At 74.5% G+C, this 14,461-nt stretch carries 12 protein-coding genes and 1 pseudogene; 6 read left to right on the forward strand and 7 right to left on the reverse strand.

The annotated features are described in order from the left end of the window. Nucleotides 1–62: 62 nt before the first annotated feature. A complete protein-coding gene (mug, locus tag ABTY59_RS30815; protein WP_352022359.1) occupies nucleotides 63–551 on the forward strand; it encodes a G/U mismatch-specific DNA glycosylase in 489 nt (162 codons plus the stop codon). A gap of 18 nt (nucleotides 552–569) precedes the next feature. On the opposite strand, the gene ABTY59_RS30820 is transcribed toward mug, so the two are convergent. After that, the gene (locus ABTY59_RS30820) at nucleotides 570–1,040 is read right to left on the reverse strand and encodes a hypothetical protein (RefSeq protein ID WP_352022360.1); all 471 of its coding nucleotides are present in this window, start codon (nucleotides 1,038–1,040) and stop codon (nucleotides 570–572) included. Between the two features lie 153 nt (nucleotides 1,041–1,193). Between ABTY59_RS30820 and ABTY59_RS30825 the strand changes: the two genes are divergently transcribed. Next, nucleotides 1,194–2,351: an ROK family transcriptional regulator gene (locus ABTY59_RS30825; RefSeq protein ID WP_352022361.1), complete on the forward strand. Its 1,158-nt coding sequence runs from the start codon at nucleotides 1,194–1,196 to the stop codon at nucleotides 2,349–2,351. Between the two features lie 152 nt (nucleotides 2,352–2,503). Here the strand turns inward: ABTY59_RS30825 and ABTY59_RS30830 are convergent, their stop codons facing one another. Beyond that, on the reverse strand, nucleotides 2,504–3,244 hold the full coding sequence (locus tag ABTY59_RS30830) for a GntR family transcriptional regulator (protein WP_352022362.1): 741 nt from the start codon (nucleotides 3,242–3,244) through the stop codon (nucleotides 2,504–2,506). A 252-nt stretch (nucleotides 3,245–3,496) separates the two neighbouring features. After that, nucleotides 3,497–4,405, reverse strand: a complete 909-nt coding sequence (gene sigJ / locus ABTY59_RS30835) for an RNA polymerase sigma factor SigJ (RefSeq protein WP_352022363.1) — start codon at nucleotides 4,403–4,405, stop codon at nucleotides 3,497–3,499. Nucleotides 4,406–4,561: 156 nt separating this feature from the next. Between sigJ and ABTY59_RS30840 the strand changes: the two genes are divergently transcribed. Next, on the forward strand, nucleotides 4,562–5,392 hold the full coding sequence (locus ABTY59_RS30840) for an alpha/beta fold hydrolase (RefSeq protein WP_352022364.1): 831 nt from the start codon (nucleotides 4,562–4,564) through the stop codon (nucleotides 5,390–5,392). Nucleotides 5,393–5,899: 507 nt separating this feature from the next. On the opposite strand, the pseudogene ABTY59_RS30845 reads toward ABTY59_RS30840, so the two are convergent. The 4 genes and pseudogenes from ABTY59_RS30845 to ABTY59_RS30860 form a co-directional block, all read right to left on the reverse strand. Then, a pseudogene (locus ABTY59_RS30845) lies at nucleotides 5,900–6,304 on the reverse strand (EamA family transporter); the annotation flags it as partial. Nucleotides 6,305–6,515: 211 nt separating this feature from the next. Further along, a complete protein-coding gene (locus ABTY59_RS30850) occupies nucleotides 6,516–8,135 on the reverse strand; it encodes a sodium/solute symporter (protein WP_352022365.1) in 1,620 nt (539 codons plus the stop codon). Beyond that, nucleotides 8,132–8,728, reverse strand: a complete 597-nt coding sequence (locus ABTY59_RS30855; protein ID WP_352022366.1) for a DUF485 domain-containing protein — start codon at nucleotides 8,726–8,728, stop codon at nucleotides 8,132–8,134. Before ABTY59_RS30855 ends, ABTY59_RS30850 begins: the two co-directional genes overlap by 4 nt. Before the next feature lie 295 nt (nucleotides 8,729–9,023). Then, nucleotides 9,024–9,983: a helix-turn-helix domain-containing protein gene (locus ABTY59_RS30860; protein WP_352022367.1), complete on the reverse strand. Its 960-nt coding sequence runs from the start codon at nucleotides 9,981–9,983 to the stop codon at nucleotides 9,024–9,026. A gap of 125 nt (nucleotides 9,984–10,108) precedes the next feature. On the opposite strand from ABTY59_RS30860, the gene ABTY59_RS30865 reads away from it, so the two are divergent. From ABTY59_RS30865 to ABTY59_RS30875, 3 genes are all read left to right on the forward strand, one after another. Further along, nucleotides 10,109–11,182: a saccharopine dehydrogenase family protein gene (locus tag ABTY59_RS30865; protein WP_352022368.1), complete on the forward strand. Its 1,074-nt coding sequence runs from the start codon at nucleotides 10,109–10,111 to the stop codon at nucleotides 11,180–11,182. Nucleotides 11,183–11,243: 61 nt separating this feature from the next. Next, a complete protein-coding gene (gene pdxR / locus ABTY59_RS30870) occupies nucleotides 11,244–12,653 on the forward strand; it encodes a MocR-like pyridoxine biosynthesis transcription factor PdxR (protein WP_352022369.1) in 1,410 nt (469 codons plus the stop codon). Nucleotides 12,654–12,797: 144 nt separating this feature from the next. Beyond that, complete coding sequence (locus ABTY59_RS30875; RefSeq protein WP_352022370.1) at nucleotides 12,798–14,387, forward strand: alkaline phosphatase D family protein; 1,590 nt, start codon at nucleotides 12,798–12,800, stop codon at nucleotides 14,385–14,387. Nucleotides 14,388–14,461 lie beyond the last annotated feature (74 nt).

A 14,461-nucleotide genomic window follows, 5' to 3' on the forward strand; every position in this document is an offset into this window, starting at 1 on the left:
CCCGGACTCCCCGGTTCACCCAGCAGGAGCTGGAGGCCGCCCGCGACCGCGTCGTTCCCGACGTGGCCGCGGGCGGCCTTTCCGTGCTCTTCTGCGGGATCAACCCGGGTCTGATGACGGCGGCGACGGGCCACCACTTCGCCCGGCCGGGCAACCGCTTCTGGCCGGTGCTGCACCTGTCCGGGTTCACGCCGCGGCTGCTGCGGCCGGACGAGCAGGAGGAGCTCCTGACGTACGGCCTGGGGATCACGAACGTGGTGGCGCGGCCGACCGCGCGGGCCGACGAGCTGAGCCGCGAGGAGTACCGCGAGGGCGGGCGGCTGCTGGTGGAGAAGGTGGAGCGGCTCGCACCGCGCTGGCTCGCGGTCGTCGGCGTCACGGCGTACCGCACGGCCTTCGGGGAACCGAGGGCGGCGATCGGTCCGCAGGAGCGGATGATCGGACCGACCCGGATCTGGGCGCTGCCCAACCCGAGCGGCCTCAACGCCCATTGGACGGCGGAGACGATGGCCGAGGAGTACGGCCGGCTGCGGGTGGCGGCGGAGGGCTAGGGCCTGTCCGGACAGGCCCTAGCCGGGGCCCGATCCGAGAGACGGGCCCTGGACCGGCGGGTCCACGTCGGTGATGACGGCGAGGAGCTGGAACGGCAGCTCCTTGTCCCACTGCGACACGCCGAGGCCCGTCCAGCGGCCCTCGGCCCGCCACAGCCACACGTCCGGGGTGTGGCAGCTGAGCGTGGACCAGGGCTCCGGCATCTCCTCGCCGTCCATGCTCCGCTCCAGGACGGACCACAGGCTCACCTCCCGGGGCGGGCCCCAGCGCGCCGTGAGCAGGGCGGCGAGACCCACCCGCTCGGCCTCGTACTGCTCCTCCACGAGGAACCGGCGGGTGCCGTCGTCCTCCCAGAAGTCCTCGCTCGTCGCCAGCTCCCCCACGTGGAAGCCCGGACCGCTGTCGACGGGTCCGGAGCGCTCCGGTCGCGCGGGGAAGGGGCGGGTGCGGAGCAAGTCGATGGTCGCCAGGTGCCCTGCCGTGGTCATGGTCCCAGTAAAGCGGGCGCCACTGACAGGTGGCGCTCCGTCAGGAGGCGGCCGCGCGCTCGCTCCCCCGCCGCCCCCGGGGGCGGCACTCGCCGCACGCGGACCCATTGAGTACCATCCGGCTGAGAAGCGCACGAGCTGGGAGGACACACGGTGGGGCGGCTGACCGGCGGGGATCCGTCTCTGCTGCGGCGGATCAACTCCGCGGTGGTACTCCATGCCCTGAGGGGTGCCGACGCGCCCACGCTCACGGATCTGACCCGGATCACGGGCCTGTCGCGGCCCACGGTCGAGGGGGTCGTCGAGGGCCTCATGGAGGCCGGCCTCGTCGTCGAGGCGGCGCCCGAGGAGGGCGAGGCCCGACGACAGGGGCGGCCCGCACGGAGGTTCCGCTTCCGCGCCGAGGCCGGCCACCTGCTCGGCATCGAGATCGGCCCGCACCGCGTGGCCGCCCTGCTGTCCGGCCTGGACGGGCGCATCATCGGCGCCGGGGCCCGCGAGGTGTCGGAGACGGCTCCCGAGGACGAGCGCCTGGACCGGGTGCGTACGGTCGTGGCGGACGTGCTGCGCAGGGCCGGGGTCGCCCGGTCCAACCTGCGGGCCGTCGGCGTCGGCACGCCCGGCATCGTGGAGGCCGACGGCACGGTGCGCCTCGGCACGGCGCTGCCGGGGTGGACGGGCCTCGCGCTCGGCGAGCGGCTGCGGCGTTCCTTCCGCTGCCCGGTGATCGTGGAGAACGACGCGAACGCGGCGGCCGTCGCCGAGCACTGGAAGGGTGCGGCGACCGACTCCGACGACATCGTGTTCGTCCTCGCCGGCCTGAGCCCCGGCGCGGGTTCGCTGATCGGCGGCCGGCTGCACCGCGGCTTCGGCGGGGCGGCCGGTGAGATCGGCGCCCTGCACCTGCTCGGCCGGGGCGTCACCCCCGAGCACCTCCTGTCGACCACGGACGAGCCGCTGCACCCGCTGGACGAGCAGGCGGTCGCGGAGGTCTTCGCGCTGGCCCGCAAGGGGGACGCGCGGGCGCAGGCGGCGGTGGAGCGCTTCATCCAGCGGCTCGTGCACGACGTGGCGGCCCTGGTCCTCGCCATCGACCCCGAGCTGGTGGTCGTGGGCGGTTGGGCGGCCGGGCTCGACGGGGTGCTGCAGCCGCTCCGCGAGGAGTTGGCGCGGTTCTGCCTCCGGCCGCCGCGGGTGGTGCTGTCGCTGCTCGGCGAGGCCGCGGTGGGCACGGGAGCGCTGCGGCTCGCCCTGGACCACGTCGAGGAACAGCTCTTCGCCGTCGACGGCTCGGTGACGGCCCGCCGCTAGGCGGCAGTTGACCCGCCAGGCGGCAGTCGACCGGCGAGGACCCGCCGCGGGCCGCTTCGTGATGCCCGCGATGCCGGGTCCGGCCCGCCGGGACGGGGCGCCGGCCACGGCCCGGGCCGGGTCGGCGCCTGTCGGCGGCGGGGTGCGGCCTCCTAGGAGGCCATCACCAGGTCGACCGAGTCGCCGAAGGTGAGGCGGCAGGTGTCGGCGCGGTACGTGGCCACCGAGACGGCCGCGGTGCGCCCGCCCGAGAGGTAGCGGGTCGTCACGACGAGGACGGGCGCGCCCGGCAGCCGGTCGAGCTCCTTGGCGTCGTCGGCGCGGGCGGAGCCGAGCTCCACGGCGCGGTCCTGGCCGTCGAGTGCGAGGTGCTGGAGCTCCCGGAGCACGGCGCGGGCGCGGGCGGGGCCGGCGGGGGCGTCTATGGCGCTGAGGCCCCGGACGGAGCCGGCCGGGACGTAGAGCAGCTCGGCGGCGACCGGCTGGCCCTGGCTGATCCGGAGGCGGCGGACGACGTGGACCTGCTCGTCGGCTGCGGTCTCCAGGACGCGCGCGACGGCGGCCGGTGCCACGTCGGAGGCGGAGTCCTGCGGCTGCCAGACCTCGTCGCCGACGCCGGGCCAGGCGTGCTGGGTGGTGGAGACGTCGACGCCGACGCGCGGCGGGGCGACGGTGGTGCCGACGCCGCGGCGGCGCTGCAGGCGGCCTTCCAGCTCCAGCTGCTCCAGGGCCTGCCGGAGCGTCGCGCGGGCGACGCCGAAGCGCGCCGCGAGCTCGCGCTCGTTGGGCAGGATCTCGCCGACGGCGAAGTCCGAGTCGAGCGCTTCGCCGATCACTGTCTTGAGGTGCTGGTACTTCGGCTCCGGTACCGATGCCAGCTGCGTGGTCCCCACCCTGATCCTCCGCAATTCGCCGTGTCCCGCGGCGTTTTTCCGCGCCCTTGTTTATTAAAGGTTCCTGCACTAACTCTGCGACCATAAGGCGAGCCACCCCCTTGGTCAAGACCAATCCTCCGTCGAACGCCCCTGAATGTGACCCTCTGACCTAGATCGTTCACAGGACGTTCGCGCCCCCGTGAGCCCCGCGCAGCAAAGACCCCGCCTCCCGGGAAGGGAGGCGGGGCGAGATCGGGCCGTGTGGCGTGATCACCGCCTGACGGCGGCGGGGTCCCTGAGGCCCTGGAGCTTGTCGGGGTTCCGGATGATGTAGACGCACTGGACGAGTCCGTCGCGCATCTCGACCTGGAAGACGGAGTCGGGCTCTCCGTCGGCGAGGACGAGCACGGCCGGGGCGCCGTTGAGCTCCAGGAAGCGGACCTCGTAGCGGGCGTCCGCGCCGCCCTGGGTGACGGCGGCGAGGAAGCGGCCCACCTTGTCGGCGCTCTCGATGATCCGCAGCGGCGCCTTGGACTTGCCGCCGCTGTCGCCGACGAGCCGCACATCCGGTGCGAGGAGCGCGAGGAGCTTCCCGAGGTCACCGCCGGCGGCGGCGGTGAGGAAGCGTTCGGTGAGGTCGCGGCGCTCGGCCGGGTCGACGTCGTAGCGCGGCCGGCCCTCGTCGACGTGGCGCCGGGCCCGGGCGGCGAGCTGGCGCACGGCCGCCTCGGAGCGGTCGAGCGTGGTGGCGATCTCCCCGAACGGGAAGCCGAAGGCCTCGCGCAGGACGAAGACGGCACGCTCCAGCGGGGAGAGGGATTCGAGCACAACGAGGACCGCGAGCGAGACCGAGTCGGCGAGCAGCGCGCGCTCGGCGCTGTCGGGGGCGGCGGGGCCGAAGTCGGTGACGAGCGGTTCGGGGAGCCAGGGGCCGACGTAGGACTCGCGGCGCGCCCGCGCCTGGCGGAGCCGGTCGAGGGCGAGCCGGGTGGTGATCCGTACGAGGAAGGCGCGCGGCTCGCGGACCTCGGCCCGGTCCGCGGCGGTCCAGCGCAGCCAGGCCTCCTGGACGACGTCCTCGGCGTCGGCGGTGCGGCCGAGCATCCGGTAGGCGACGCCGAGGAGCATCGGGCGGTGCTCCTCGAAGAGTTCGGTGAGGGTGTCGGTGTCGGTGGGCACGCACCCATCCCAGCCGACGCCTCCCGTGCTGTCCAGTTTCCGTTTCCCGTCTTGAACTCCTGGCTACCGGGCGGTAATTCTTACTGACGATACGTCTAAGAGGTGGCTCGTTCCGTTGTTCGCACGGAGCCGTGCCCCAGGGAGCGAGGAGCCCGCATGCCCGCACGGACCGCGTTCACGATCGAGACCCCGGCGGGTCCCCGCACCACGTCCCTCGCCTACGAGCGGCGGGGCGCCGGCGAGCCCCTGCTGCTGCTCCACGGCATCGGGCACCACTGGCAGGCCTGGGAGCCCGTCCTCGACGTCCTCGCCGCCGAACGCGACGTGATCGCCGTCGACCTGCCCGGCTTCGGGGCCTCCGACCCGCTGCCCGAGGGCGTCCCGTACGACCTGTCCACCGTCGTCCCCGTCCTCGGCGCCTTCTGCGCGGCCGTCGGCTTCGACAGGCCGCACGTCGCGGGGAACTCGCTGGGCGGGCTGCTCGCCCTGGAGCTCGGCCGGGAGATGCTCGTGCGCTCGGTCACCGCCCTCTCCCCCGCCGGCTTCTGGTCGGAGGGCGAGCGGCGGTACGCCTTCGGGACGCTGCGGGCCATGCGCGGCGCCGCCCTGTCGCTGCCCGTGCCCCTGATCGAGCGCCTCTCGCGCACGGCGGCTGGGCGCACCGCGCTCACCAGCACCATCTACGCACGGCCCGGCCGCCGGTCACCCGAGGCCGTCGTCGCCGAGACGCTCGCGCTGCGCGAGGCCACCGGCTTCCACCAGACCCTCGCGGCGGGACGGACCGCGCTCTTCCGCGACGACGTCCCCGCGGTGCCGGTCACCGTCGCCTGGGGCAGCCGCGACCGGCTGCTCCTGCGCCGCCAGGGCGTCCGGGCCAAGCACACGCTGCCCGCCGCGCGCCTGGTCCGGCTGCCCGGCTGCGGCCACGTGCCGATGAACGACGATCCCGCCCTGGTCGCGCGCGTGATCCTGGACGGCAGCCGCTGAGTCCGGGCGGGGCGTCGGGTCCGAGGGGGCCGGCCGGGGCTTCCGGGTGAACAGGCCGGTTCCCAGGGCGGCTCCGGCGCCCACGAGGAGGCCGCCGGCCGCCTGCGGGAGGCCGAAGACGGCGTCGCCGACCACGGCGGCGCTCAGGGCGGCGGCGATCGGGATGGCGCCGGTGTAGAGCGTGGCCCTCTCCATGCCGACGCGCTGGACCCCCATGTAGAAGAGGACGAACCCGACGACCGTGGCCAGGGCCGCCTGCCAGACCAGGGCGCCCGCCTCCACGGCCGTCGGCAGCCGCACGAACCCGGCGCCGTCCACGACCACGCCGACGAGCGCCGCCTCGACGGCGCCGATCCCGCACACGGCGGCCGTCAGCAGCTTGGGTCCCAGCAGCCGCAGGACCGGGACGGCGAGGACCGTGAACCCCACCTCGCCCGCGAGCGCGGCCAGCGACCAGCCGATCCCGGCCGGGTCCGTGCGCCCCCAGCCCTGGACGGTGAAGGCGCCGGCGGCGACGAGCAGCGCCCCGTACAGCACGGCGGGCGCGGGCCTGCGGCCCTCGGCGAGCGGGACCAGGACGGCGACGACGACCGGGGCGCAGCCGACCAGGACGCCGGGGACGGCGGGCTCGGCGGTCCGCTCGGCGGCGAGGACGGCGAGGTTGAAGCCGACCATGCCGACGGCGGCGAGTGCCGCCAGCCGCAGCAGGTGGCGGGGGGTCAGGAGCCGCAGCGGGGCGAGCCCGTCGCGGCCGAGCAGGGGGAGGAGGAGCAGGCAGGCTGCGGCGTAGCGGAGGGCCTGCCCGCCCGCGTACGGGTAGGCGCCGAGCAGGCTGTTGGCGGTGAAGGAGGCACCGACGAGGGCGTAGGCGAGGGTCACCAGGAGGACCCCGCGCAAGGCGTGCGCGTTCATGCCTCCGACGCTAGGAAGCGGCGCGGCCCCGTTGAAGGGCCACTTCCGTCACGCCATCGGGGACCACTTCGGGACGGCAGCCGGAAGGGCGCCCGGCCGGGAACGTCGGGCCGGGCGCCCTTCCGTCGGGGCGTACGCGTCAAGGCGTGCGCGTCGGCGCACACGCCCCGGGGCATGCGCCTCGGGGGCGTGCGCCTCGGGGGCGTGCGCGTCAGGGCGCGGACGGGCTGTTCGCCGCGGGCGTGCCGGCCAGGATCATCTCCTCCACCGCTTCGTACCGCAGGCGCTCGTCGGCCGGGTCACGTTCGCGGAGCACCGTGCCGAGCCAGCCCGCCAGGAAGCCCAGCGGGGCCGAGACGATGCCCGACGTGGTGAACGGGAACCAGTTGAAGTCCTGGTCCGGGAAGATCGCCTGGGGCGATCCGGACACCAGGTTGCTGCCGGTCATGAGGATGAACGCGGAGGCGCCTCCCACGATGAGGGTGCACAGGAGTCCCGTACGGGAGTAGCGGCGCCAGAAGAGGCTGTAGACCAGGGCCGGTGCGACCGCGGACGCGCCGACGCAGAACGACAGGGTGAGCAGTGCCTGAAGGTTCAGGTGCCGTGCACCGGCGGCGATCGCGATCGCCCCGAACCCGACGACCGCAGCGGCGGTCCGGGCGATGGCCATCTCCGTGGAGCCCTTCAGTCGCGCCTTGCGCCGCAATCCGTGCGTGATGAGGTCGTGCGCCAGGGTGTTGGCGCAGGCGAGGGTGATCCCTGCGACCGAGGCCAGCAGGGTGAGGAAGACGGCCGTCGACACGGCGGTGAACAGCAGCGTCTCGAAGGCCGTCTGGTCCGTGCCCATGATGGCCTGGCTGACCATGAGGAACGCCGTCTTGCCCTGCGGGTCGCCGGCGACGATCCCCTGGCGGCCGACGATCGCCGCCGCGCCGAAGCCGATGACGGCGATCAGCAGACAGGTCACGACGACGGTCGACACCGCCCAGGACATCGAGCGCCGCACGGCCGCCGCGCTGCGCGCGGTGAACATGCGCATGGTGATCTGGGGCAGCACCGCGGCGCCGAGCACGACCGTCAACTGCGTGCTGATCATGTCGAGTTCGTTGCCGCCGAACTGCAGACCAGGGGTGAGATAGGCGTCTCCCGCCCCGCTGCCGCGCTTGGCCGCGTCCAGCAGGGAGGGCAGGCTGAAGTCGAAGCGGTGGAGGATGAGCGCGGCGATCGCGAGGGACGCGCCGAGCAGGGCGACGGTCTTGACGATCTGGATGAAGGCCGTGCCCTTCATGCCGCCGATCGCCGCGTACGCGATCATCAGCAGGCCCAGGAACACGATCGCCCCGGTCTTGAAGCCGTCGGAGTCGAAGCCGAGGACGACGGAGAGGAGATCGCCGGCGCCCGCGAGCTGGAAGACCACCAGGGGCAGCAGCGCGGTGAGGGTGACCGCGGCCGTGGTGATCCGCACGGCGGGGCCGGGGAGGCGACGCGTGAGGACGTCACCGATGGTGAACCGTCCGGCGTTGCGCAGCGGTTCGGCGAGCAGGAACATCATCAGGACCAGCGAGAGCGCGGTGCTCAGGGCGAGCGTGACGCCGTCGTAGCCGACGAGGGCGATGATCCCGATGGTGCCGAGCACGGTTCCGGCGGAGATGTAGTCGCCGGCGATCGCGAGCCCGCTCTGCACGGGAGACAGCGAGCGGTAGCCGGTGTAGAAGTCGCCCAGGTCGTCACGGTCGGGGCCGGTCATCACGCACAGCAGCAGCGTGACGGTGATGACCGCGATGAACGCGATCAGCGACATGGTCTGGGCCTCGGAGCTGAAGCCGGTCATGCGCGCACACCTCCGTTGGGCCACGCCGGACGTCCGGAGCGGCTCTGGCGTTCCGGGCGGGGCTCGGCCGCCGCGGCCGCCTGCTCGGCGCGTTCGCGGATCGCCGCGGCGAGGGGGTCGACGCGGGTGCGCGCGATCCGCTCGTACAGCGCGATCGCGGCCAGCGCCACGGGCAGCTGGAGGAGCCCCAGGACCAGACCGGTGGTGAGACCGCCGGTGATGCTGCCGGTCATCATCGAGGGGGCGTAGCCGGACAGGAGGAGGAAGACGGCGAAGTAGCCGAGCGCGGTGAAGGTGGCGACGCGGCGGAGGCGGCGGTAGGCGGATCCGAGCCGGTGCAGATCATCACGATCGCCGGTGGCGGCGGGCGGCTGCGACTGCGGGGACGTGCTCCAGGGCTGCTGCGCGGAGTCCCGGCCCTGCGGCGAGGAGTCCCACGCTCGCGGGGACGGGTCCCAGGCTGCCTGAGGATCGGTGCCCCAGGACGGCGATCCACCCTCCCAGGACGGCGTCGCCGCCTCATGGCGGTGCCGCCCGGCGTTCGGGTGCTGGGGTACGGGGGGTGGGCCGGGGAAAGACTGGTGGTACGACATCGATCTTGCTCCTTGCCGCCCCGGGGAACGGGCGGGTGGCGCTGGTGGTCCGCGTACGTTACTCATGGGTACGGCTCCCGCGTAAGGGGATTCCGACCGATCGGTATGTCGTTTCGGTGACGATCCTGTGCGCGCCGAGTCGAAACCGGTGGAAACCCCTTAGTGGATCTTTCCGCAGGTCACGGGTGGGTCTCGGGCCACCGCCGGGGTCGGGCAGGCCGCTCGGCACGGCCCGGCCGGGGCATGCGCCGGGCGGGTCGGCGCTGTGGTGGGGTGCCGTCCTGCACCCGGGCCTTCACCCGTCCGGTGCGGGGCGGGTGCGGGAGCGGAAGGTGCGGCGGTAGGTGTCCGGGGGCACGCCGACCGTGCGGTTGAAGTGCCGGCGCAGCGTCGTGGCCGTGCCCATGCCGGTCGCCTCCGCGATGGCGTCGACGCTGTCGTCGGTGGCTTCCAGGAGCTCCTGGGCGCGGCGGATCCGCTGGGTGAGCAGCCACTGCAACGGGGTGGTGCCGGTCGCCGCCCGGAAGTGGCGGCCCAGGTGGCGCGCGCTCATCCGGGCCCGGCGGGCCAGGTCCTCCACGGTGAGCGGCTCGCCGAGGCGTGCGACGGCCCAGGGCAGCAGCTCGGTGAGCGGATGGTCCTCGCGGACGGGCACGGGCGCGGTGACGAACTGGGCCTGGCCGCCGTCGCGGTGCGGCGGCACGACGAGGCGGCGCGCGACGGTGTTGGCGATCGCGGAGCCGTGGTCGAGGCGGACCAGGTGGAGGCAGAGGTCCATCGCGGCGGCCTTGCCGGCGGAGGTGAGCACCCGGCCGTTGTCCACGTAGAGCACATCGGGATCGACCTCCACCCGGGGGTGGCGCTCGGCGAGCGCGCGGGTGTGCGCCCAGTGCGTGGTGGCGCGCCGGCCGTCGAGGAGGCCGGCGGCGGCCAGGACGAACGCTCCCGTGCACAGGGAGGCCACGCGCGCGCCCGCCTCGTGGGCCGCGCGGACCGCGTCGACCAGTTCGGCGGGCGGTTCCTCGTCGATGTCGGCCCAGCCGGGGACGATCACGGTGTCCGCGTACGGGAGCCGGTCGAGCCCCTGGTCGGGTTCCAGGTGGTACCGCTCGACCCGCACGGGGCCCGGTCCGCAGACGGTCACGTCGTACCAGGGCACGTCCACGGCGTCCGGGGCGGAGCCGAACACCTCGTGCGCGAGGGAGAGTTCGAAGTGCAGCATGCCGTCGGTGACGGCCAGCGCTAGCGTACTCATGTCCGTAATTGTACGGGGCCTGTCGTTCCGGACACTCGTGGTGATCCTCAACGGCCGCCAGGATGGCGGTAGTTCAACATTCGACGAACGGAGACGTTCGGTGACCGGGAACGGTGGGACACGTCATGGGATCGGGTCAGCAGGTCGTGGTGTTCGGCGCCTACGGACACACCGGGCGCTTCGTGGTGGCGGAGCTCCTCGACCGGGGGTTCGCCCCGGTGCTCTCCGGCCGTGACGCCGCGCGGCTCGGCGCGCTCGCCGCGCACCACGGGGGGCTCGCCGTCCGCCCGGCGACGGTCGACGACCCGGCCTCGCTCGACCGGGCCCTCGTCGGCGCCGCGGCCGTCGTGAACTGCGCCGGGCCGTTCGCCGTGACCGGCGCCCCGGTGATCGAGGCGGCCCTGCGCGCCGGCATCCCGTACGTGGACGTGGCGGCCGAGATCGAGGCCAACGCCGACACCTTCGCCCGCTTCACGGACCGCGCCCGCGCCGCGGGAACGGTGATCATCCCCGCGATGGCCTTCTACGGCGGACTCGGCGACCTCCTCGCCACCGCGGCCCTGGGCGACCGGACGGCCGCCGACGAGGTGCACGTCGCCTACGGACTGAGCAGCTGGCACCCGACCGCCGGGACGCTCGCGGCGGGCAGGGTCTCCCGCGAGCGGCGGGGCGGCCGGCACCTCCGCTTCACCGGCGGCCGGCTCGAACACCACGACGACGCGTCCGCCGTCGTGGACTGGACGTTCCCCGCGCCCCTCGGCACCAGGCCCGTCATCGGCGAGTTCACGATGGCCGACGTCGTCACCGTCCCCAGCCACCTGGAGGTGCCCGAGGTACGCACCTACATGGCGGTCGACGCGGCCCGGGACCTGTCGGCGCCGGACCCGGCGGCGCCGACCGCCGTCGACGAGCGCGGCCGGTCCGCGCAGACCTTCCTCGTGGACGTCCGGGTGCGCTCCGGCGGCGCGGAACGCCGGGCCGTCGCCGCCGGCCGGGACATCTACGCCGTCAGCGCGCCGCTCGCCGTGGAGGCCGTCCACCGCGTCCTCACCGGCCGGACCCGCACGACCGGCGTCGCCTCGGCCGGCGCGATGTTCGACGCCGCCGACTTCCTCCACGCACTGTCCGGGCACCTGTCCGTGGACGTGCGGCACGACCCCGCGGACGCGCTCGGCATCATGGACCCGGAACGGGACTGATCCACAGCTCCCGTACGGGCGGCGAACTCCCGTACCGGCGGGGCGAGAAGGGCCACATGACATGACGAGCCGGGAACAGGCGGCCTGGGAGCTGCTCCTGCCGGCCGCCGGCGCTCCCGCCCGGCGGCGGGGGCGGGCGCTGCAGGAGGCCCTGCGGGAGGCGGTGCGGGCGGGACGGCTCGCGGGCGGGACGCGACTGCCGTCGACCCGCGCGCTCGCCGCCGACCTCGGCGTCTCGCGGGGACTGGTCACCGAGGCGTACGAACAGCTGACGGCCGAGGGGTACCTGCGCAGCGACCGGGGAGCGGGCACCTGGGTGAGCGGCGCGGCGCGCGCCGCCGTGCCCGGGGCCCGCGACCCGGCCGCCGGGTCCCCCGGGGTGCGGGTGGACTTCCGGCCGGGGACCCCCGACCTGTCGCTGTTCCCCAGGAGCGCGTGGGCGGCGGCGCAGCGGTCCGTGCTCGCGCGGCTCCCCCACCCGGCGCTCGGCTACCCGGACCCGCGCGGGCTGCCGGCGCTGCGCGAGGCCCTGGCCGCGATGCTGGCGAGGCGGCGGGGCGTGGTCGCCGATCCGGAGCGGCTCGTGGTCTGTTCGGGCGTGGCGCAGGCCTCGACGCTGCTCGGCTTCGTCCTGCGCGCGCGGGGGCTGCGGCAGGTCGGCATCGAGGATCCGGGCAGCCCCGAACACGGGCGGCTGTTCGCGTCGACCGGCATGGAGACGGTGTGGCTGCCGCTGGACGAGGAGGGGCTCCGCCCGGGGCCGCTCGCCGCATCCGGGGTACGGGCGGTGGTCGTGACGCCCTCGCACCAGTTCCCGTCCGGCATCAGCTGGTCCGCGGAGCGCCGCGCCGCGCTCCTCGACTGGGCGCGCGCGGTGGACGGCTACGTCCTGGAGGACGACTACGACGGGGACTTCCGCTACGACCGGGCCCCGGTCGGCGCGCTCCAGGGCCTCGACCCGGAGCGGGTCGCCTACACGGGCTCCGTCAGCAAGTCGCTGGCGCCGGGGCTGCGGCTCGGCTGGATGCTCGTGCCGGAGGCCCTGCTCGGCGAGGTCGTCGAGCGCAAGCGGACGATGGACCTCGGCAACCCCGTGCTCGACCAGGCCGTCCTCGCGGAGTTCGTGACGCGCGGCGGTTACGACCGGCAGCTGCGCCGCTGCCAACGCGCCTACCGGGAGCGGCGGGACGCGCTGCTCGCCGCGCTCGCGGAACACCTGCCCGGAACGCGGGTGAGCGGCATCGCGGCCGGACTGCACGTCATCGCGCACGTACCGGCCCGGTTCGGGCCTCCGGAACGGTTCCGGGCACGGGTGGCGGAGGCCGGGGTGGCGCTGCGGCACCTGGAGGAGTACGGCACCGAGCGGCCCGGCGACGGGGACGTACGGCTCGTCATCGGATACGCGCATCTGTCGCCCCCGGCCCTCGCGACGGGCGTCCGGCTCGTGGCGGAGGCGCTCGGGCGGGTGTGACGGGCGGCCGGACGGCGATCTGTTCACGCGGGGTTCGCGCGGGCGCCGCACCCGGCCGTTAGGCATGGGGCGGCGCACCCGGCCGCGAGGCGCGGGACGGCGCCCCGACCGCGACCCGAACGACCCGAACCCGGAGGCCCCTTCATGTCCCTTCCCGAGCCCGGCACCTCCTCCCCCGCGCGGCGCAGCGTCCTGCGCGGCTCGCTCGCCGCGTCGGCGGCGCTCACCCTCGGCGGCACCGGTCTCGCCGCCCCGGCGTTCGCGCTCTCGGGCCGTCCCCGGGCCGAGTGGGGCGTCCAGGCGGGTGACGTGACGGCCTCCTCCGGTCTGGTGTGGGTGCGCTCGGACCGGCCCGCGCGGATGCTCGTGGAGACCTCGGCGACCGAGTCGTTCCGCCACGCGCGCCGTCACCTGGGGCCGCTGGTCGGCGCAGGCACCGACTTCACCGGCACGACCGCGCTGCGCGGGCTGCCCGCGGGCGAGCAGATCCACTACCGGGTCACCCTCGTCGACCCGGACGATCCGCGGCGCGCGGGCGAGCCGGTCCTCGGCACCTTCCGCACGGCCCCCGACCGCCGCCGCGACGGCGTCCGGTTCCTGTGGTCGGGCGACATCGCCGGGCAGGGCTGGGGCATCAACCCGGACATCGGGGGCTTTCGCGCGTACGAGGAGATGCGCCGGCTCGACCCGGACTTCTTCCTGTGCAGCGGCGACACGATCTACGCCGACGGGGTCATCCAGCCGAGCGTGACCCTGCCGGACGGGCGGGTCTGGCGGAACGTCACGACACCGGAGAAGGCCAAGGTCGCGGAGACCCTCGACGAGTACCGGGGCAACTTCCGCTACAACCTCCTCGACCACAACGTCCGGGCCTTCAACGCGCAGGTGCCGTCGGTGGTGCAGTGGGACGACCACGAGGTGCGGAACAACTGGTACCCCGGGCAGATCCTGGACGACGCCCGGTACACGGAGAAGGACGTGGACGTCCTCGCGGCCCGCGCCTCGCGCGCGTTCGGCGAGTACTTCCCGGTGTCCACCCTCCACGCGCGCGGTGACGGGCGCGAGCGGCGGATGCACCGCGTGGTGCGGTACGGACCGCTGCTCGACGTGTTCGTGCTCGACATGCGCTCGTACCGGAACGCCAACTCGCCCGGCCGGCAGGCCGACGACACCACCGGCATCCTCGGCGCCGAGCAGCTGGCCTGGCTCAAGCGGGAGCTGGCCGCGTCCCGCGCGGTGTGGAAGGTGCTCGCCGCCGACATGCCGATCGGCCTGGTCGTCCCGGACGGCGCGGCGAACTTCGAGGCGATCGCGCAGGGCGACCCGGGTGCGCCGCTGGGCCGCGAGCTCCAGATCGCGGAGCTGCTGCGGTTCGTGAAGCACCGCCGGATCACCGGCACGGTGTGGCTGACGGCGGACGTCCACTACACCTCGGCGCAGCACTACGCGCCGGAGCGGGCGGCCTTCCAGGACTTCGCCCCCTTCTGGGAGTTCGTGTCCGGGCCGCTCGCGGCGGGCGGGTTCCCGGCGAACGCCCTGGACGCGACCTTCGGTCCTGAGCGGGTGTTCGTGCGGGCGCCGGAGCGGGCGAACCTCTCTCCGATGGAGAGCCCGCAGTACTTCGGCGAGGTCGACATCGACGGCCACAGCGGGGAGCTGACGGTACGGCTCCGGGCCGAGGGCGGGACCGTGCTGTTCAGCAAGGTGCTCCAGCCGGGGCGGGTCGGGCAGTAGCCCCTGGTCGCCATGGCGGCCGGCGGGGGCTGGGCGGGCGTCTTCGGTCCGGTGATTGTCAGTGGGGTGCGGAC

Source organism: Streptomyces sp. NPDC096079, assembly GCF_040303145.1.
Lineage (GTDB): Bacteria > Actinomycetota > Actinomycetes > Streptomycetales > Streptomycetaceae > Streptomyces.

Coding starts and splice junctions, on each gene's coding strand:
- pdxR (WP_352022369.1), top strand. CDS start 11,244: ATGACGAGCCGGGAACAGGCGGCCTGGGAGCTGCTCCTGCCGGCCGCC.
- ABTY59_RS30850 (WP_352022365.1), bottom strand. CDS start 8,135: ATGACCGGCTTCAGCTCCGAGGCCCAGACCATGTCGCTGATCGCGTTC.
- ABTY59_RS30820 (WP_352022360.1), bottom strand. CDS start 1,040: ATGACCACGGCAGGGCACCTGGCGACCATCGACTTGCTCCGCACCCGC.
- ABTY59_RS30865 (WP_352022368.1), top strand. CDS start 10,109: ATGGGATCGGGTCAGCAGGTCGTGGTGTTCGGCGCCTACGGACACACC.
- ABTY59_RS30875 (WP_352022370.1), top strand. CDS start 12,798: ATGTCCCTTCCCGAGCCCGGCACCTCCTCCCCCGCGCGGCGCAGCGTC.
- ABTY59_RS30855 (WP_352022366.1), bottom strand. CDS start 8,728: ATGTCGTACCACCAGTCTTTCCCCGGCCCACCCCCCGTACCCCAGCAC.
- ABTY59_RS30860 (WP_352022367.1), bottom strand. CDS start 9,983: ATGAGTACGCTAGCGCTGGCCGTCACCGACGGCATGCTGCACTTCGAA.
- ABTY59_RS30840 (WP_352022364.1), top strand. CDS start 4,562: ATGCCCGCACGGACCGCGTTCACGATCGAGACCCCGGCGGGTCCCCGC.